At 70.1% G+C, this 14943-nt stretch carries 14 protein-coding genes and 2 pseudogenes; 8 read left to right on the forward strand and 8 right to left on the reverse strand.

The genetic code is table 11. The annotated features are described in order from the left end of the window. The first annotated feature begins 149 nt into the window (after nt 1-149). From OOK31_RS04345 to OOK31_RS04365, 5 genes are all read left to right on the forward strand, one after another. Entirely contained in the window at nt 150-818 is a 669-nt protein-coding gene (locus OOK31_RS04345) for a CBS domain-containing protein (protein ID WP_267010981.1), read from the forward strand. Nucleotides 819-847: 29 nt separating this feature from the next. Continuing rightward, complete coding sequence (locus tag OOK31_RS04350; RefSeq protein WP_267010982.1) at nt 848-1717, forward strand: universal stress protein; 870 nt, start codon at nt 848-850, stop codon at nt 1715-1717. A gap of 273 nt (nt 1718-1990) precedes the next feature. Next, nucleotides 1991-2593, forward strand: coding sequence for a CBS domain-containing protein (locus OOK31_RS04355; protein ID WP_267010983.1), 603 nt, complete (start codon nt 1991-1993; stop codon nt 2591-2593). Nucleotides 2594-2606: 13 nt separating this feature from the next. Further along, complete coding sequence (locus OOK31_RS04360; protein WP_267010984.1) at nt 2607-3203, forward strand: CBS domain-containing protein; 597 nt, start codon at nt 2607-2609, stop codon at nt 3201-3203. Nucleotides 3204-3354: 151 nt separating this feature from the next. Next, entirely contained in the window at nt 3355-4347 is a 993-nt protein-coding gene (locus OOK31_RS04365; protein ID WP_267010985.1) for a nitroreductase family protein, read from the forward strand. 43 nt (nt 4348-4390) lie between these two features. On the opposite strand, the gene OOK31_RS04370 is transcribed toward OOK31_RS04365, so the two are convergent. After that, on the reverse strand, nt 4391-4618 hold the full coding sequence (locus OOK31_RS04370; protein WP_267010986.1) for a hypothetical protein: 228 nt from the start codon (nt 4616-4618) through the stop codon (nt 4391-4393). A 28-nt stretch (nt 4619-4646) separates the two neighbouring features. On the opposite strand from OOK31_RS04370, the pseudogene OOK31_RS04375 reads away from it, so the two are divergent. After that, nucleotides 4647-5024 (forward strand): annotated as a pseudogene (locus OOK31_RS04375) (transposase); the annotation flags it as partial. A 9-nt stretch (nt 5025-5033) separates the two neighbouring features. Here OOK31_RS04375 and OOK31_RS04380 read toward each other — a convergent pair. Then, the gene (locus OOK31_RS04380; protein ID WP_267010987.1) at nt 5034-6011 is read right to left on the reverse strand and encodes a winged helix-turn-helix domain-containing protein; all 978 of its coding nucleotides are present in this window, start codon (nt 6009-6011) and stop codon (nt 5034-5036) included. Between the two features lie 89 nt (nt 6012-6100). On the opposite strand from OOK31_RS04380, the gene OOK31_RS04385 reads away from it, so the two are divergent. After that, nucleotides 6101-7462, forward strand: coding sequence for an MFS transporter (locus OOK31_RS04385; RefSeq protein ID WP_267010988.1), 1362 nt, complete (start codon nt 6101-6103; stop codon nt 7460-7462). Further along, complete coding sequence (locus OOK31_RS04390; RefSeq protein ID WP_267010989.1) at nt 7452-8036, forward strand: DinB family protein; 585 nt, start codon at nt 7452-7454, stop codon at nt 8034-8036. Before OOK31_RS04385 ends, OOK31_RS04390 begins: the two co-directional genes overlap by 11 nt. On the opposite strand, the pseudogene OOK31_RS04395 reads toward OOK31_RS04390, so the two are convergent. The 6 genes and pseudogenes from OOK31_RS04395 to ppsA form a co-directional block, all read right to left on the reverse strand. Further along, nucleotides 8035-8178: pseudogene (locus OOK31_RS04395) on the reverse strand (ATP-binding cassette domain-containing protein); the annotation flags it as partial. The gene OOK31_RS04390 and the pseudogene OOK31_RS04395 sit on opposite strands and share 2 nt — an antisense overlap. Nucleotides 8179-8215: 37 nt before the next feature. Continuing rightward, nucleotides 8216-8500 (reverse strand): DUF1876 domain-containing protein, encoded by a 285-nt coding sequence (locus OOK31_RS04400; RefSeq protein WP_267010990.1) that lies wholly within the window; start codon nt 8498-8500, stop codon nt 8216-8218. Nucleotides 8501-8518: 18 nt separating this feature from the next. Continuing rightward, complete coding sequence (locus tag OOK31_RS04405; RefSeq protein ID WP_267010991.1) at nt 8519-11191, reverse strand: cation-transporting P-type ATPase; 2673 nt, start codon at nt 11189-11191, stop codon at nt 8519-8521. Further along, on the reverse strand, nt 11184-11780 hold the full coding sequence (locus tag OOK31_RS04410) for a hypothetical protein (RefSeq protein ID WP_267010992.1): 597 nt from the start codon (nt 11778-11780) through the stop codon (nt 11184-11186). The genes OOK31_RS04405 and OOK31_RS04410 overlap by 8 nt, the downstream gene beginning before the upstream one ends. 43 nt (nt 11781-11823) lie before the next feature. Beyond that, complete coding sequence (locus tag OOK31_RS04415; RefSeq protein WP_267010993.1) at nt 11824-12321, reverse strand: flavodoxin domain-containing protein; 498 nt, start codon at nt 12319-12321, stop codon at nt 11824-11826. Nucleotides 12322-12364: 43 nt separating this feature from the next. Next, on the reverse strand, nt 12365-14806 hold the full coding sequence (ppsA, locus tag OOK31_RS04420) for a phosphoenolpyruvate synthase (RefSeq protein WP_267010994.1): 2442 nt from the start codon (nt 14804-14806) through the stop codon (nt 12365-12367). Nucleotides 14807-14943 lie beyond the last annotated feature (137 nt).

The raw sequence follows: 14943 nt of genomic DNA on the forward strand, positions 1-14943 counted from the left end.
CATCGTCCCGGGCTCGGCAGCCCCGGGCCCTTGCGGGCCCTCGAACGGGACCGTTCGGCCCTCGATTACCGGCAGTCGTCGACGGATGGTGGGGGCACACCCCACACCGGACATCAGCCTCGCGCGACAGGGCGGAGCAGGAGGGCCTCATGAAGCACCTCAAGGTGGCGGACCTGATGACCGACGAGGTCGTCTCCGTGGCCCCGGGCACCGCCTTCAAGGACGTCGCGAAGCTCCTCGCCCAGTACGACCTCTCAGGAGTCCCCGTCCTGGACGACGAGGACCGTGTGGTGGGCGTCGTCTCGCAGACCGACCTGCTCGCCCACACGTTGCCGGGACACTATCCCTCCGAGCAGGGCATCACAGCGGCTGGGCCGCCTACCGCCGGTGACGTCATGTCCGTGCCCGCGGTCACCGTCCACGCCGAAGAGACAGTGGCCGACGCCGCCCGGCTGATGACCCGCCGGAGTATCGAACGCCTCCCCGTCGTGGACGTGGAGGACCGGCTCGTCGGCATCGTCACCCGCCGGGACCTGCTCCGCATCTTCCTGCGCCCGGACTCCGAAATACGCCGGCGTGTCACCGACGAGGTGCTCACGGAGGTGCTCGGTGTGCCGGCCGGTGACATCGACGTCCACGTGGTGGACGGCATCGTCACCCTGGACGGCCATGTCGAGCGCCGGAGTCAGCTCCCCGCACTTCTCAGCCTCGTCGAACAGCTCGACGGGGTCGTCGCCGTGGCCTCACGCGTCACCGCCCGCACCGACGACACGTCAACCACTCATGCGGCCGGTGCCCGGCACGCAATGCCGTGGTGATGAGCGCCCGCACGAAAGGAATCGCAGCCATGAACAACCACGTGACCGTCGGAGTCGACGGCTCCCCGGAGAGCCGGGCAGCAGCACGCTGGGCCGCACAGGAAGCCGTCCTGCGGCAGGTGCCGCTGCGCCTCGTGCACGCCGTCGACTGGCCCCTGGACCCGGTGTTCCCCGGCCTGGGCCGCCAGGACGTTGACCGCTGGGCGGACCAGGCCCTGACCGAAGCGGCGCAGGAGCTGCACGGGCGCCACCCGCGCTTGGAAGTCACGACCCGCTGCCTGACAGCACGGCCGGCAGCCGCTCTCGCGGCCGAGGCCGCCGACGCCGGGCTGCTGGTCCTGGGATCGCGTGGCCTGGGCGGCCTGGTCGGTTTCATCGTCGGCTCAGTGGCGATGTCCACCGTGGTCGCGACCGACACCCCGGTCGTCCTCGTCCGCGTCGCCGACGAGCCGACCGGCCCGGGCACCGGCTCCAGCGGCGAGGTCGTCGTAGGCGTCGACATCCACGAAGCGTGCGACCGGGTACTCACCTTCGCCTTCGAAGAGGCAGCCCGGCGCGACTGCCCACTGCGGGCCGTACACGGCTGGAAGATGCCGCCCGCCTACAGCTACGTCCCCTTCTTCGACCCGGACAACGAACGGGACATCGGCAGGAGCGTCACCCAGATGATGGAGGACATGCTGCTGCCCTGGCAGCACAAGTTCCCCGACGTGAACGTCAGCCACAGCGTGTTCATGGGATCGGCGGGCGAGCATCTCGTCCGGGCCTCGCAGGGCGCGGGACTCGTGGTCGTGGGACGCCATGTGCGCCGCTCCCCCCTCGGAGCGCACCTGGGATCGGTCGCCCACGCGGTGCTGCACCACGCAGCAGCCCCCGTGGCCGTCATCGCCCACGACTGAAGGAGCGGGACCGGTGCACCGGACGTATGCCGCGCGCAAAAAGGGGCGGAAAGAGTCCGCCCGCTTCTCGCGGATCCCGATTGTGCGGTGCGCGGCACTCGGCCGCTTCTCCGCATCCTCGCAAGGACCCTTTCCGCACTTTCATGGAACCACCCCCAGGCGGAGCCCACCAGGGCCGGCCGGACCGCCTCAAGGCCCCGGACGGCCCTACCCACAGGCGGGTCGGCCTTCCCACCATCGCGAGTACCAGCCGTCCCATCGAGGAGGAGGACCATGAAGCACCTGCGCACCGTCGATGACGTCATGACACACGCCGTGATCTCCATCGACCGAGGAACCGCGTTCAAGGACATCGTGGAGGCGCTGCGGATGTGGAACGTCAGCGCGCTCCCGGTCCTGGCCCAGGACGGACAGGTGGTCGGCGTCGTCTCCGAAGCCGACCTGCTGCTCAAGCCCCAAGGCGCCGACACGGCCCACGACACCACCGCCGAGCAGCTGATGACCCGCCCGGCCGTGACCGTCACGAAGGACGCCACCATCCCCACCGCGGCGCGTTTGATGGCCCGCGGGCACCTCAAGCGCCTTCCCGTGGTCGACGGCGACGGCCGCCTCGTCGGCGTCGTCAGCCGTGGCGACCTGCTCAAGGTCTTCCTGCGCCCGGACGAGGACATCGGCGCGGAGATCCGCGAGATGATCACGTACCAGCTGATCCCGCGCGGTTCCGCCGAGGTGCACGTCCACGTCGCCAACGGCATCGCCTACCTCAACGGGTCTCTGGCGGACCCCGCGATGGAAGACGTCGTCGTACGCGCCGCCGGCACAGTACCGGGCGTCGTCGACGTCAAGGCGGATTTCACCGTCCCCGTATCCGTATGAGGGAACGACCGTCATGCGGCACCGCAGTGTCTCGGACCTGATGACGCACACCGCCGTCACCGTCCGGCGTACGACCGCGTTCAAGGAGATCGCCCGGCTCCTGAAGGAGTTCGACATCACCGCCATGCCCGTGATCGACGAATCCGGGCACCCGGTCGGCGTCGTCTCCGAAGCCGACCTTCTCCGTCGGCGGCCCGCCGGTGGTGCGGCAACAGCCGAGGAGCTGATGACCAGCCCGGCCGTCACGGCCCGACCCGAGTGGAGCGTGGTCCGCGCGGCCCGCGTCATGCAGCGGCACCAGGTCAAACGGCTGCCGGTCATCGACGCGGAAGGCCGGGTGGTCGGCGTACTCAGCCGCAGCGATCTGATCCAGCTGTTCCTCCGCCGCGACCACGCGATACAGGAAGAGATCCTCGAGGACGTCCTCACCCGGACGCTCCACCTCGCTCCTTCGTCCATCACCGTCGAAGTCGACGACGGCCTGGTGACCCTCAGTGGCACCGTGCCGCAGCCCGGCCTGATGCCCGTGGTGCTGCGCCTCTGCCAGAGCGTCGACGGGGTCGTCGACGTCGACAACAGGCTCACCTGCGCGGAGGCCGAACAGAGCTGACCGGGCGAGGAGGGCCGGTCGGTCCCAGGTTGGGCCGCTCGGTCCTTTCCAAGGACCTCGCACGAGGCAGAGCCTGAAAGCAGCCGACTATCGGGCCCCACCGGTCGCCGTCGTGGCGCACGACTGAGGCCACGTAGACAGGACCAGTCCCATGACCGCAACACACCTCGACCCCGACACCGTCATCCAGTTCGTCGGCGACGCCGTCACCGCTCCGTCCATGCACAACGCCCAGCCGTGGAAGTTCGTATTCCATGTCGGTAGTGGTGCCCTCGCTCTGTACGGCGATCCGGAACGCGCCATGGCCCGAACCGACCCGAATCACCGTGGCCTCCACCTGGGTTGCGCCGCGGCATTGTTCAACCTGCGCGTGTCCGCGGCCTGGATCGGTCTGCCGGTTCGCGTGCAGCTCTTGCCCGACGACGCCGAACCATGGCTGCTCGCCACGGTGACCATCGACGAAACGACGGGCGCGGACCGCGAGCTGGCCTCCCTGCACGACGCGATCCGGCGTCGGCACACCAGCCGGTACCCGTTCAGCGAGGAGCCGGTGCCGACGGCACTGCTGGACGGTCTGTGGGCTGCGGCCCACTTGGAAGGCTGCCGGCTGACCGTCCCTGATACGTGGCACATCGACACCGTGCTCGGGCTGGTCCGGGACGCCGAACACCGCGAGGAGATCGATCCGCTCGCGCAGGCGGAAACCGCGGCCTGGACCTCCCACCCCCAGAGTGCTACAGACACACGTCGGGACGGCATTCCCGCCGCCGCATTCGGACCCAAGGGCTCCGGCGGTCCCACCCCCGTACGCGACTTCGGTTGGGCCAACCCGATACCGGATCGCGGGTGGGCCGTGTTCGAGAAGCGGCCGCAGCTGGCTCTGCTGAGCACCGAGGGGGACACGAAAGCCGACTGGCTGCGCGCCGGCCAGGCGATGGAGCGCGTCCTTCTGCAGGCCACCGCTGACGGACTTGCCACGTCGATGACGTCCCATCCCCTGGAATGGCCGGAGTTGCGGTGGACGGTGCGAGACCCGGTCGCGGCCATGGGGCACGTGCAGATGGTCTTCCGCCTCGGCTACGGCCCTGCAGGCCCCGACACGCCCCGTCGCCCGTTGACCGAGGTCCTGGAAGTCCGGGAGTAGAAACCGGTGGAAGACGCGTAGTCGCTCGAATGACGAATTCCGTTCAGGGCGCGAGGTCTCGGCGTTGGAGCAGCACATGAGCCAGGAGCATGCCCAGCACTCCCGTTCCGACAAGGATCCCGAGCTGGGGCCAGAGCACGTCGCCTTCGGCCAGGGCGTCGCCCGGGGCGTAGTAATGGAACGGGCTCAGGAACCTCAGCGATGCTGCGGGCGACCAGGCCAGTGCGATGAAGTTGACCGCGAACCCCACTGCCCCGATTGCGATGGTCACGCCGACCACCTGGGCCCGCCGTCGCCCTGCCGCCACCGTGACGGGTGACAACCGCAACGACGTCACCCAACGCCTGCCCCTGATCCACGCCGTACCGCCCATCCGCGGCAAGCGCGGACGACTCCGTCAGCGCCCCGCCGTCCTCTACGCCGACCGCGGTTACGACCACAACGTCTACCGCCGCCAGGTCCGTGAGCTGGGCATCCGCCCGCTCATCGCCCGGCGCGGCACCGGGCATGGAAGCGGCCTGGGCAAGAACCGCTGGGTCGTCGAAGCGACCTTCGCGCTTCTGCGCTGGTTGCGTCGGCCGCGTATCCGCTGGGAAATCCGCGTCGGCATCCACCAGGCCTTCCTCACCCTCGGCTGCGCGATCATCTGCTGGCGGCGCCTCAGAAAACAGTGCTGATCTGAGCCCTCAGCCCGAACCGGCGACCAGTGCCTCGCCGAGCGGGGTGCGCCGGTAGAGCACCGACCGTCCGGACCGGGCGCGGACGAGCAGTCCCGCGCTTCGCAGGATGGCGAGGTGGTCTCCTACCGCGCCGGGTGCCATGGCGAGGCTTCGGGCGAGGTGGCTGGTACTGGCCGGGGCGTCCAGCGCCAACAGCAGCCGGGCTCGGGCCCGGCCGACCAGAGCGGTCAGCGCGTCCGGTTGGGGGACGGTCTCCTGTTCGCCCCACAGGGCGGCGGTGCCGCGGGCACGGTAGACCAAGGTCCTGGGCCAGGGGTCTTCCATGTGGGCGGCGATATGCCCGACGATGGCCGAAGGGATCAGCAGGAGCCCGTCGCCGGCGAGGCGGACTGTTCCGCCTCGGAAGAAGCCGATCTCGATACCGCCGGCGCGCCAGGCGACGCCCGGGTGCAGGCTCTCGATGGTCGCGGCCCATCCGTGTTCGCCGATCACACCCACCCGGTGCACGACATCGCGCTCGCAGATCGCGCGCAGTTGCGGCCAGTCCGCGGCGAGCAGCTCGTGCCACGCCTGGTCCATCGCCTCAGCGATCCTGGAGACGGCGTCCGCCGAGTCCAGCACTGCGCGTACACGGGGATCACGGGCGGACGGGCCGGTCGCGGCGGCGGCGAATTCGTGGCGGGCCGCTTCCAGCGGTGTGGCCCGGATCACGGCCAGGTCGTCAGCCCAGGTCTGGTTGAGGCCGCGCGGGGGTGGGGCGACGAAGTTCGGTCCGCCTTGCGGTGCCTGCAGCGCGAGGGCGGCGTCCAGTTCGGTCTCGCGGCGAAGCCGTTCAAAGGCCGGCATGAGCCGGGCGGCCCAGGCTCGCGGCAGCGGCTGGCCTTGGCCGGCGAGCGAGCGCAGCAGCAAACAGAGGTCCAGTGCGGGCGACAGCGCGAAGCGGCTGCGCAGCAGGTCCTCGACGGAGACTTCGAAGCGCAGCACCCTGCAAGGCTACCGCGGGACGTCTGTTCCGATTCGTCCAGCGACGAATCATTGGTGAGTGGCGTGGGCGCACGGCGAGGCTGGGCGTCATGATCCCAACCGCTGAATCCGCGCAGGGCAACCGCCGTGCCACTTACCGGGAGGTGCTGGCCGAGCCGCGATTCCGGCTGCTCTTCTCGACCCGCACCGTCGCGATCACCGCGGACTCACTGCGGATCACCACGTTCTCGGTTCTGGTCTTCGCGGCCACCGGCTCCGCGCTGTTGAGCGCACTGGCCTTCGGCATCGGCTTTCTCCCGCAGTTGTTCGGCTCGCTGCTGCTGGGCTCACTGGCCGACCGACTGCCGCCCCGCGCGCTCATCGCCGGCGGCTACGCCTTGGAGTGCGCCGCCGCCCTGCTGCTCGCCCTGGTGCGGATGCCGATCGCGGCAAGCCTCGGTGTCGTGGCGCTGGTCGCCCTCGCCACACCGGTGTTCAGTGGCGCGTCGAGTCGGCTGGTCGCGCAGTGGCTGGAGGGCGACGCCTATGTACTGGGCCGTTCACTGAACAACATCGCTGCTTCCGGCGCGCAGTTGTTCGGTCTGGCGCTGGGAGGTGCGGTCGTCGCGGTACTCGGCCCGCACCGGGCGCTCGCGGTGAGCGCCGCCCTCTACCTCGGCTGCGCGCTCGCTATCCGCATCCGGCTACCCCGGCTGGAGCCGGGAGGCTTCGGCGGCACACCCGCCAGCGCTCGGGGCGAGGGCGGGGCCGTCCGGGCAAGCCTGCACGGGGCCGCCGGCCTGCTGCTGCGCGGACACACGGTGCGACGACTGATGCTGGCCCAGTGGCTACCGCCCGCGTTCGTGGCGGGCGCGGAAGGCCTGATCGTCGCCTACGCGGGAGGACGCCACTTCGCGCCCGGCTGGTACGCGGTGCTGATGGGCTGTCTGCCGGTCGGCATGCTTGTCGGTGACCTGCTGGTGGGGCGACTGCTACGGCCGCCCACCCGGGAGCGACTGGTAGTCCCGTTGATCGCGCTGATGGGACTGCCGCTGGTCGGCTTCGCCGCCGAGCCCGGAGTGGGCGTCTCGTCCTGTCTGCTGCTGCTCTGCGGCTTCGGATTCGCCTACGGTCTCGGCCTGCAACGGCCGTTCCTGGACGCACTGCCGCAGGACGGCCAGGGCCAGGCCTTCGGTCTGCTCGGCTCCGGCGGCATGACGCTGCAGGGCGTCGGGCCGGTCTGCTTCGGCTCGGTGGCCGCAGGCATCGGAACAGGCGGCGCAATCGCCCTGGCAGGCGGCGCAGCGGTGCTCACCGCCGGCTGGATTCTCACCTGGCACCCGCCCACCTCATTCCCGGTATCTCATGGTGCAAGGAGTCCTAAGCCTCGGCTCTGCCAGCCGTTGCGGACCATGTACGGGATCTTGAGATCACGAACAACCCATGGAAGGCTCATGCCGCATGATCGATGAATTCGCGAAAGACAACCTGCACGGGAGACTGCGGCGGGACCGCGAGGCGCTGCTCTGGAAACTCGACGGCTTGTCCGAATATGACGCCCGCCGGCCTTTGACGGCGACCGGGACCAACCTCCTCGGCCTGGTCAAACACGTGGCCACCGTCGAGGCCAGGTACTTCGGCGAGGTCTTCGACCGCCCTTCCCCGGAACCGCTGCCCCGGTGGCAGGACTCCGACGGCAGCGATCAGTGGGCGGCCGAGGACGAGACCCGTGATCAGATCATCGGGTTCTACCGGCGCACGTGGGAACACTCGGACGCGACGATCAACGAGCTTGCCCTCGACGCCCCCGGCCACGTGCCGTGGTGGCCGGAGCCTTATACCAACACGAACCTGTTCGCCGTCATGGTCCATGTCCTCGGCGAGTCCATCCGGCATGCCGGGCACGCCGATATCCTGCGCGAGGGCCTCGACGGCCGGACCGGGTTGCGCCCCGAACACGAGCAGCAGATCGACGAGGAAGCCCGTGCCGCCTACTGCGCGAAGATCGAGCAGGCCGCCAGGTCGGCCGCACCAATCAAGGCTTAGTGGTCGTCTTCCCCGCGCCGTTCGGCCCCAGGAAGCCGAACACCTCACCTGGTCTCACCGTGATGCTCAGGCCGTCGACTCCCACCACCGGCCCGTACCTCTTGGTCAGCCCGGTCAGCTCGATCGCCGGCCCGTCACCCATGGGTCCAGTCTGAGCCTGCTGCTGGAGGCCCGCCCGTTCACCCAAGGTCGTAGGCCGTGAGGGGAGCGCGCTGCGGTGCGACCCCCGCTGCGGCCATGTCGCCATAAGCGATGCGCTTGAGCTGTTCCGCCAGGTTCTCCAGTGCCCGGGCGGCTGCGAGTTCGTCGCCGATCTCGGGCACGTCCCTGTCCGTGGGGTTGCAGCGCGCGGTGCCGTGGCCAGTGAGACGGGTGGTGCCGGTGTCGAGTTCGACGCGGACCTTGGTCGTGTGGTCTTCCTCGAAGAGGTAGACGCGGGTCTTCCATTCGCTCGTGTGCGACATGGTTTGCCTCCTGTCGGTTCAGGGGTGGTGGCGGCGTCGGGCCCAGCGCCGGACCTCGTCGGTTCCCCAGACGAGCGGTGGGAAGACCGAGATGAGGAGGATGACGTCCAGCGGGAGGGCGGCGGTACCGAAGAGATTCTGGAGCGGCGGCGCGTAGACGAGCGCTGCGGTGAAGACGAGTTCGAAGGCGATGCCGGCCAGCAGCAGCGGGTTGCTGAAGAAGCCGATGTCGCGCAGGGCGGCATGGTCGGTGCGGGCGGCGATGGCTGTGCCGACCTGGCAGGTGACGATGCCGGCGAACGTGGCGGTGGTCGCGGTGAGGTAGGCGTGGTGGAGCGGGGTTCCGGGTCCGGTGGGGTCGCCGGGGTGCCAGCCCGCGCGCCACAGGACGTAGAAGAAGGCGGTCATGACGAGGGCTGCGGAAATGGTGCCGAGCCAGCCCCAACTGCGTACGAGCATGTCTTTGTTGATCACGCTCTGGGAACTGGGGCGGGGCGGGCGGGACATGATTCCCGGCTCGGCGCGCTCACGGCCGAGGGCGAGGGCCGGAAGGGTCTCGGTTCCGAGGTCGATGGCGAGGATCTGCAGGACGGTCAGCGGCAGCGGTACGGCCCCGGCGGAGAGGGCGAACACGAGGAAGGGCACGACCTCAGGGGTGAGGTGGGCGAAGATGTAGACGATGAACTTGCGGACGTTGTCGTAGACGCGGCGGCCGGACTCGATGGCCGTGACGATGGTGGCGAAGTTGTCGTCGGTCAGGACCATCGTCGACGCCTCGCGGGCGACATCGGTGCCGGAGAGTCCCATGGCGACGCCGATGTGGGCACGGTGCAGGGCCGGAGCGTCGTTCACGCCGTCGCCGGTCATGGCCACGATCTGACCGTGCGCCCGGAGGGCATCGGCCACTTTCAGTTTGGTCTCGGGCGAGGAGCGGGCGAAGACGATCTCCGTGCCGTCCAGACGGAGAAGGTGGTCGAGTTCGTGGTCGTCGATCGCCTCGGACTGGGCGACCACGTGCAGGTTCGTCCTACCGATACCGACGGCGCGGGCCACGGCGGCGGCGGTGGCACCGTTGTCGCCGGTGACGATGTGGACGGTGAGACCCGCCTCGTGGCAGCGCCCGACCGCGTCGGCGACCTCGGGGCGCGGCGGGTCGTACAGTCCGACCAGTCCGAGCAGGTGCAGGTCCCTTTCGACGTCCTGGCGCTGCAGCGGTGCCGTTGTGCCGGGCGGCAGTTCGCGCACCGCGACGGCCAGCACGCGCATGCCGTCCGCAGCCAGGGTGTCGGCGGCGGTCTGAGCTTGCGCAGTCGGCTCTCCTTCGGCCAGTAGTGCCAGGACGCTCTCCGGGGCGCCCTTGACGATCACGCCGAGGCTGTCGTGGTCGTCAGTGCGGAGCACGACCGACATGCGGCGCAGGCGCGGGTCGAAGCGGAAGCAGGCGCGGCGGTGGGTGTCCCGGTCGGCCGGGTCGACAGGCGCAGCGTGCTGTGTGGCTCCCTCCACCAGCGCGATCTCGGTCGGGTCACCGTGCAGCCCGCCGTCGCTCTCGCGGGTGACGGTCGTGCACTGGGCGGCGGCGCGGACCAGTTCGGCGGTCTCCGAACCGCTCGGCGTCTCGTGCGGTGGTGTCCAGGTGGAGTGCAGGCGCATCTGGTTGCGGGTGAGCGTGCCGGTCTTGTCGGTACAGATGACATTGGTGGAGCCGAGGGTCTCCACGGCGCTCAGCCGCTTGATCACCGCGCCTTGGCGGGCGAGAACCCGTACGCCGACGGCGAGCGCCAGAGTGATGGTGGGCAGCAGCCCTTCCGGCACGTTGGCCACGAGCAGACCGATCGCGAACATCAGCGCGTCGGTGAGTGGCAGCCCCACCGCGACGCCCAGCACGAGAAAGACGGCCCCCATGGCGACCGCGACCGCGGCGATCAGCCAGGCGACCTTCTTGACCTGCGTCTCCAATGGGCTCGGTTCGCGGCGGGTGCGCTGGCTGAGGGCGGCGATCCGGCCGAGTTCGGTGTGGTCTCCGGTGGCGAAGACGATCGCCTGCGCTTGCCCCTCGGTGGCGGTGGTGCCGCTGAAGACGAGGTTGGGCTCCTGCAGCAGCGAGAGGCCTTCCAGAGCCGGGCCGGCAACACGCTCGACGGGGGTGGACTCGCCCGTGAGCATGGAGAGGTCCGCCTCGATTCCCCCCTCGGTCAGGCGGGCGTCGGCGGGTACCCGGTCGCCCTCGTCGAGGGCGATGAGGTCGCCCGGCACCAGGTCCCGGGCCGGGACGTGCTGTGGCTGTCCGTCGCGGATCACCTGGGCCCGGGCGGGAAGGTAGGCGGCCAGGGTCTCGACGGCCCTCTCGGCCTGCCGCTCCTGCACGAGGGCGAATCCGGCGTTGACGAGGACGACCGCGACGATCGCCCAGCCGAGCACCTCGATTGCGGCGATGAAGGCGAGGGCTGCCGCAGCCCACAGCAGCAGAGCCAGTGGGTGGACCAGTTGCCGCAGGAGTTCCCTCAGGACGCTCGTCCGGGTGGTGCGGCGGACCTCGTTCGGGCCGTGGACGGCCAGCCGGCGTGCCGCCTCCCGGCTCGACAGGCCCAGGGGGCCGGTGTGCAGCTCACGGCGGAGCAGGGGAAGGGGTTCGAGTGGATCCGGCGCGGTGTCCGGGGTGAGGTCCGGGCCGGCGGCGGTCTCAGTCATCGCCGGCTCCCTGGCCGGGGCGCAGGCGGCCGGACCAGCGGGGCTCGATGCCCTCCCACTCGGATTCCCACGCCCGTGCGCTGCGCGCGTCCACGATGCGGAGGCGCACGGCGACAAGGGCGCCGCCGACGAGCAGGATCCCGACCAGGGCTCCGGTGCCGATGCCCACGGCGTTCAGAGCGATGTCGGCCTGGCCGGACGGCGCGGCGGCCACACTGCCAGTTTCATCGACCCGCACCCGGACCGTGTCGCCGTTCCGGGTTCCTGCCGGAACGGGGATGGTTTCCGTGTGCGGGCGGTGGGACGGGTAGTGCCAGGTGGCGATTGCCACCGTGACCGGCGGACTGCTCGGCCGGGCACCGGCCCGGTAGCTGGTCTCGCCGATCGTCGTGGCCGTCACGGTGTGTCGATGGCGCGCGACGTTCTCGGCGGTGCGATGACCGTCCGTCCAAGCGGCCCGCCCAATGGCGAAGCCAGCGATGACTGCCAGCAGGCAGGTCAGCGCGAAGGCGGCACGCAGACGGGTCCGGGCGCGGTCGGCATCACGCCTGAGCGGGTTGGCCCCCGTCCCTGTCGTCCGGTGGTGCATGGCACGCCTCCGTGCTGCTGCGTGCCGAGCCGGGGCCGTCCCTTCAGGCGGCGAGCTCGGCGCTGATGTGGTGGGCCCAGTTCTGGATCCGCTCGGGGTTGCGGAAGTCTCCGCCCTTGCCCTGGCGGGTCAGTGCCTTGGCGAGGAAGCCTGGGGTGTGGGCCGTGATGCTGCCGCCGAAGGTCATGTGCTCGCGCGCTCCGACCAGCTGCATCTCCCGGGCGACCGCGGAGACCGGGGGAATGTCGTGTTCCTCGGCCGAGCGGTCGAGCGGGCCGCTGCTGAACATCCACACCGGGCGGTGCCGCAGCGAGTCGGCGTTGCGTTCGGCGCAGTGCTTGGCCTTGCTGCTCCAGTGGCCGGCGTAGAGCGAGCCGCCGAGGACGACGGCGTCGTAGGCGCGGACGTCATGGACATCGTCGGCGGGCAGCACGACGGCGTCGAGACCGTCTTCGCGGAGGGTCTTTCCGATCTGTTCGGCGATGCCTGCGGTGGCGCCGTGCTTGGTGCCGTAGGCGACCAGGACTCGCTTGGTGCTCATGGCGGGTGCTCCTTGGTTCCATGGTGCGTTGCTGATGCCACTGTCACGCGGCCGACGGCTGCTCCGCTTGGGCCGGACGGATCCGTACGGGGACCACTCGGTCCTCCCCGTAGCGGCTCTCCTCGGTGTCGGCGACGTGCTGCTTGACGGCGGCGAAGCTGTCGGGGGCGACGGAGATCGAGTCGATCCCGACACGGACGAGGAAGGCGGCATAGGCCGGGTCGTCGCTGGGCCGCTGTCCGCACAGGCCCACCGGGCGTCCCAGGGTCTGGACCCGTGGGAGGAGGATCCGGATGAGGTCGGTGACGGCCGGGTTGTTCTCGTCGAAGACGTGGGCGAGGGCTTCGGAGTCCCGGTCGACGCCGAGGGTGAGCTGGGTGAGGTCGTTGCTGCCGATGGAGAAGCCGTCGAAGCGCTCGGCGAAGTCCTGAGCGAGGAGGATGTTGGAGGGGACCTCTGCCATCACGTAGACCTTGAGGCCGTTCTCGCCGCGCCGGAGTCCTTCAGCCGCCATCACTTCGAGGACCTTGTCGGCCTCTTCCAGGGTGCGACAGAACGGGATCATGATGATGACGTTGGTCAGGCCCATCTCCTCGCGTACCCGGCGAAGGGCCTGGCATTCGAGGGCGAAGCCTTCCCGGTAGCCGTCGCTGTAGTAGCGGCTGGCGCCGCGCCATCCGATCATCGGATTGGCCTCGACCGGTTCGAAGGGGCGGCCGCCGAGGAGCTTGGCGTACTCGTTGGTCTTGAAGTCGCTGGTGCGGACGACGACGGGGTCGGGCCAGCGGGAGGCGGCGATCCGGGCGATGCCGTATGCGAGGCGGTCGGTGAAGTACTGGCCGCGGTCGAGGTAGCCCTCGGTGAGCTGGTCGATGGCGCAGCGGTCGGCCGCATCCAGGCGTTCCGGGTGCAGGAGGGCCATGGGGTGGACCTTGACCTGGTGCGCGACGATGAACTCCAGGCGGGCCAGACCCACGCCGTCCGCGGGCAGCCGCCACCAGCGGAAGGCGGCGGACGGGTCGGCAAGGTTGAGCATCACCCGCGTACGAGTGGCGGGCAGGGCGGCCAGGTCCGTCTCGGTCTCCTCGTACGGGAGGCGGCCCGCGTAGACCTTGCCCCGGCTGCCTTCGGTGCACGAGACGGTGACGTCGTCGCCGTCGCGCAGCACTGCGGTGGCATTCCCGGTGCCGACAACCGCAGGTACGCCCAGCTCCCGGCTGACGATCGCGGCATGTGAGGTGCGGCCGCCGTGGTCGGTGACGATGGCCGCGGCACGCTTCATGACCGGTTCCCAGTCCGGGTCGGTGATCGAGGTGACGAGCACGGCTCCGGCCGGGAAGCGTTCCAGGTTCACGGGCGTGTCCATGCGGCAGACGGCACCCGCTCCGATGGCTTCGCCCACCGCGATGCCTTCGACGAGGGCGTCACCCGGGGCGGCGGTCAGGCGGCAGCGGCGCAGGGTCGTGGGGCGGCGGCGGGACTGCACGGTCTCGGGCCGCGCCTGCACGATCGCCAGGTCGCCGGTGATGCCGTCCTTCGCCCACTCCAGGTCCATCGGGCAGCCGTAGTGGTCCTCGACGGCAACGGCCCACTCGGCGAGCTGCCGCACCTCGGTGTCGGTCAGGACCCGTCGGGCCTGTTCCTCTGCGGTGGTGTCCACGGTGTCGGTCAGCCCACGCTCCGCGTAGACGGCCTTGCGACGCTTGGCGCCGATCCGCACGTCGATGACGGGGTTCAGGGCCGGGTCCTTGAGGCCGGGCTTGAAGACGGTGTACTCGTCGGGGTCGGTCTGGCCGCTGACCACGGTCTCACCCAGCCCCCAGGCCGCGCTCACCACGACGACGTTCGGGAAGCCGCTCTCGGGATCGAGGGTGAAGATCACCCCTGCCCCGGCGAGGTCGGAGCGGACCATCACCTGGACACCCACGGACAGGGCGACCTGGAGGTGGTCGAAGCCCATCCGCTCCCGGTAGTCGATCGCACGGTCGGTGTAGAGGGAGGCGAAGCAGCGGTGCACCGCGTCCAGCAGCTGTACGGCGCCGCTCACGTTCAGATAGGTCTCCTGCTGGCCGGCGAAGCTGGCCTCCGGCAGGTCCTCGGCGGTTGCGCTGCTGCGTACGGCGACCTCCGGGTCGCTGCGGCCCAGCTCTCGGCCGAGGGCCTCGTACGCCGTGATGATCTCGGTCGTCAGGGCTTCGGGCAGAGGCTCGCCCGTGATCATTGAACGGATGCCTGCTCCGACGTCTTCGAGCGCGACACCGTCGTGGAGCCGGTCGAGCTGCTCCTGGATGCGGGTGCGCAGGCCGTGTCCGTCGAGCAGTTCCTCATAGGCGTCGGCGGTCGTTGCGAAGCCGGGCGGCACGCGCAAGCCGGCTGCGGTCAGCCGTCTGGTCAGCTCTCCAAGGGAGGCGTTCTTGCCGCCGACCCGGCTGATGTCGCCTCGGCCGAGCTCGGTGAACGGTGCGATGCGTCGTATGTGTCCCATGACGTCCTCCGGGGCTGCGTGTCGGCAGGGATCAGTACGGCAGGGGGCGGCCGGACGGCGTGCGCAGATCCAGCGGAGCGGGCCTGTGAGGCTGCTTGGGCCGGGTCTGGATCCGAATGCGCTGCATCGTGGTCACC

Source organism: Streptomyces sp. NBC_00249 (assembly GCF_026342355.1).
In the GTDB taxonomy this organism is placed as follows: Bacteria; Actinomycetota; Actinomycetes; order Streptomycetales; family Streptomycetaceae; genus Streptomyces.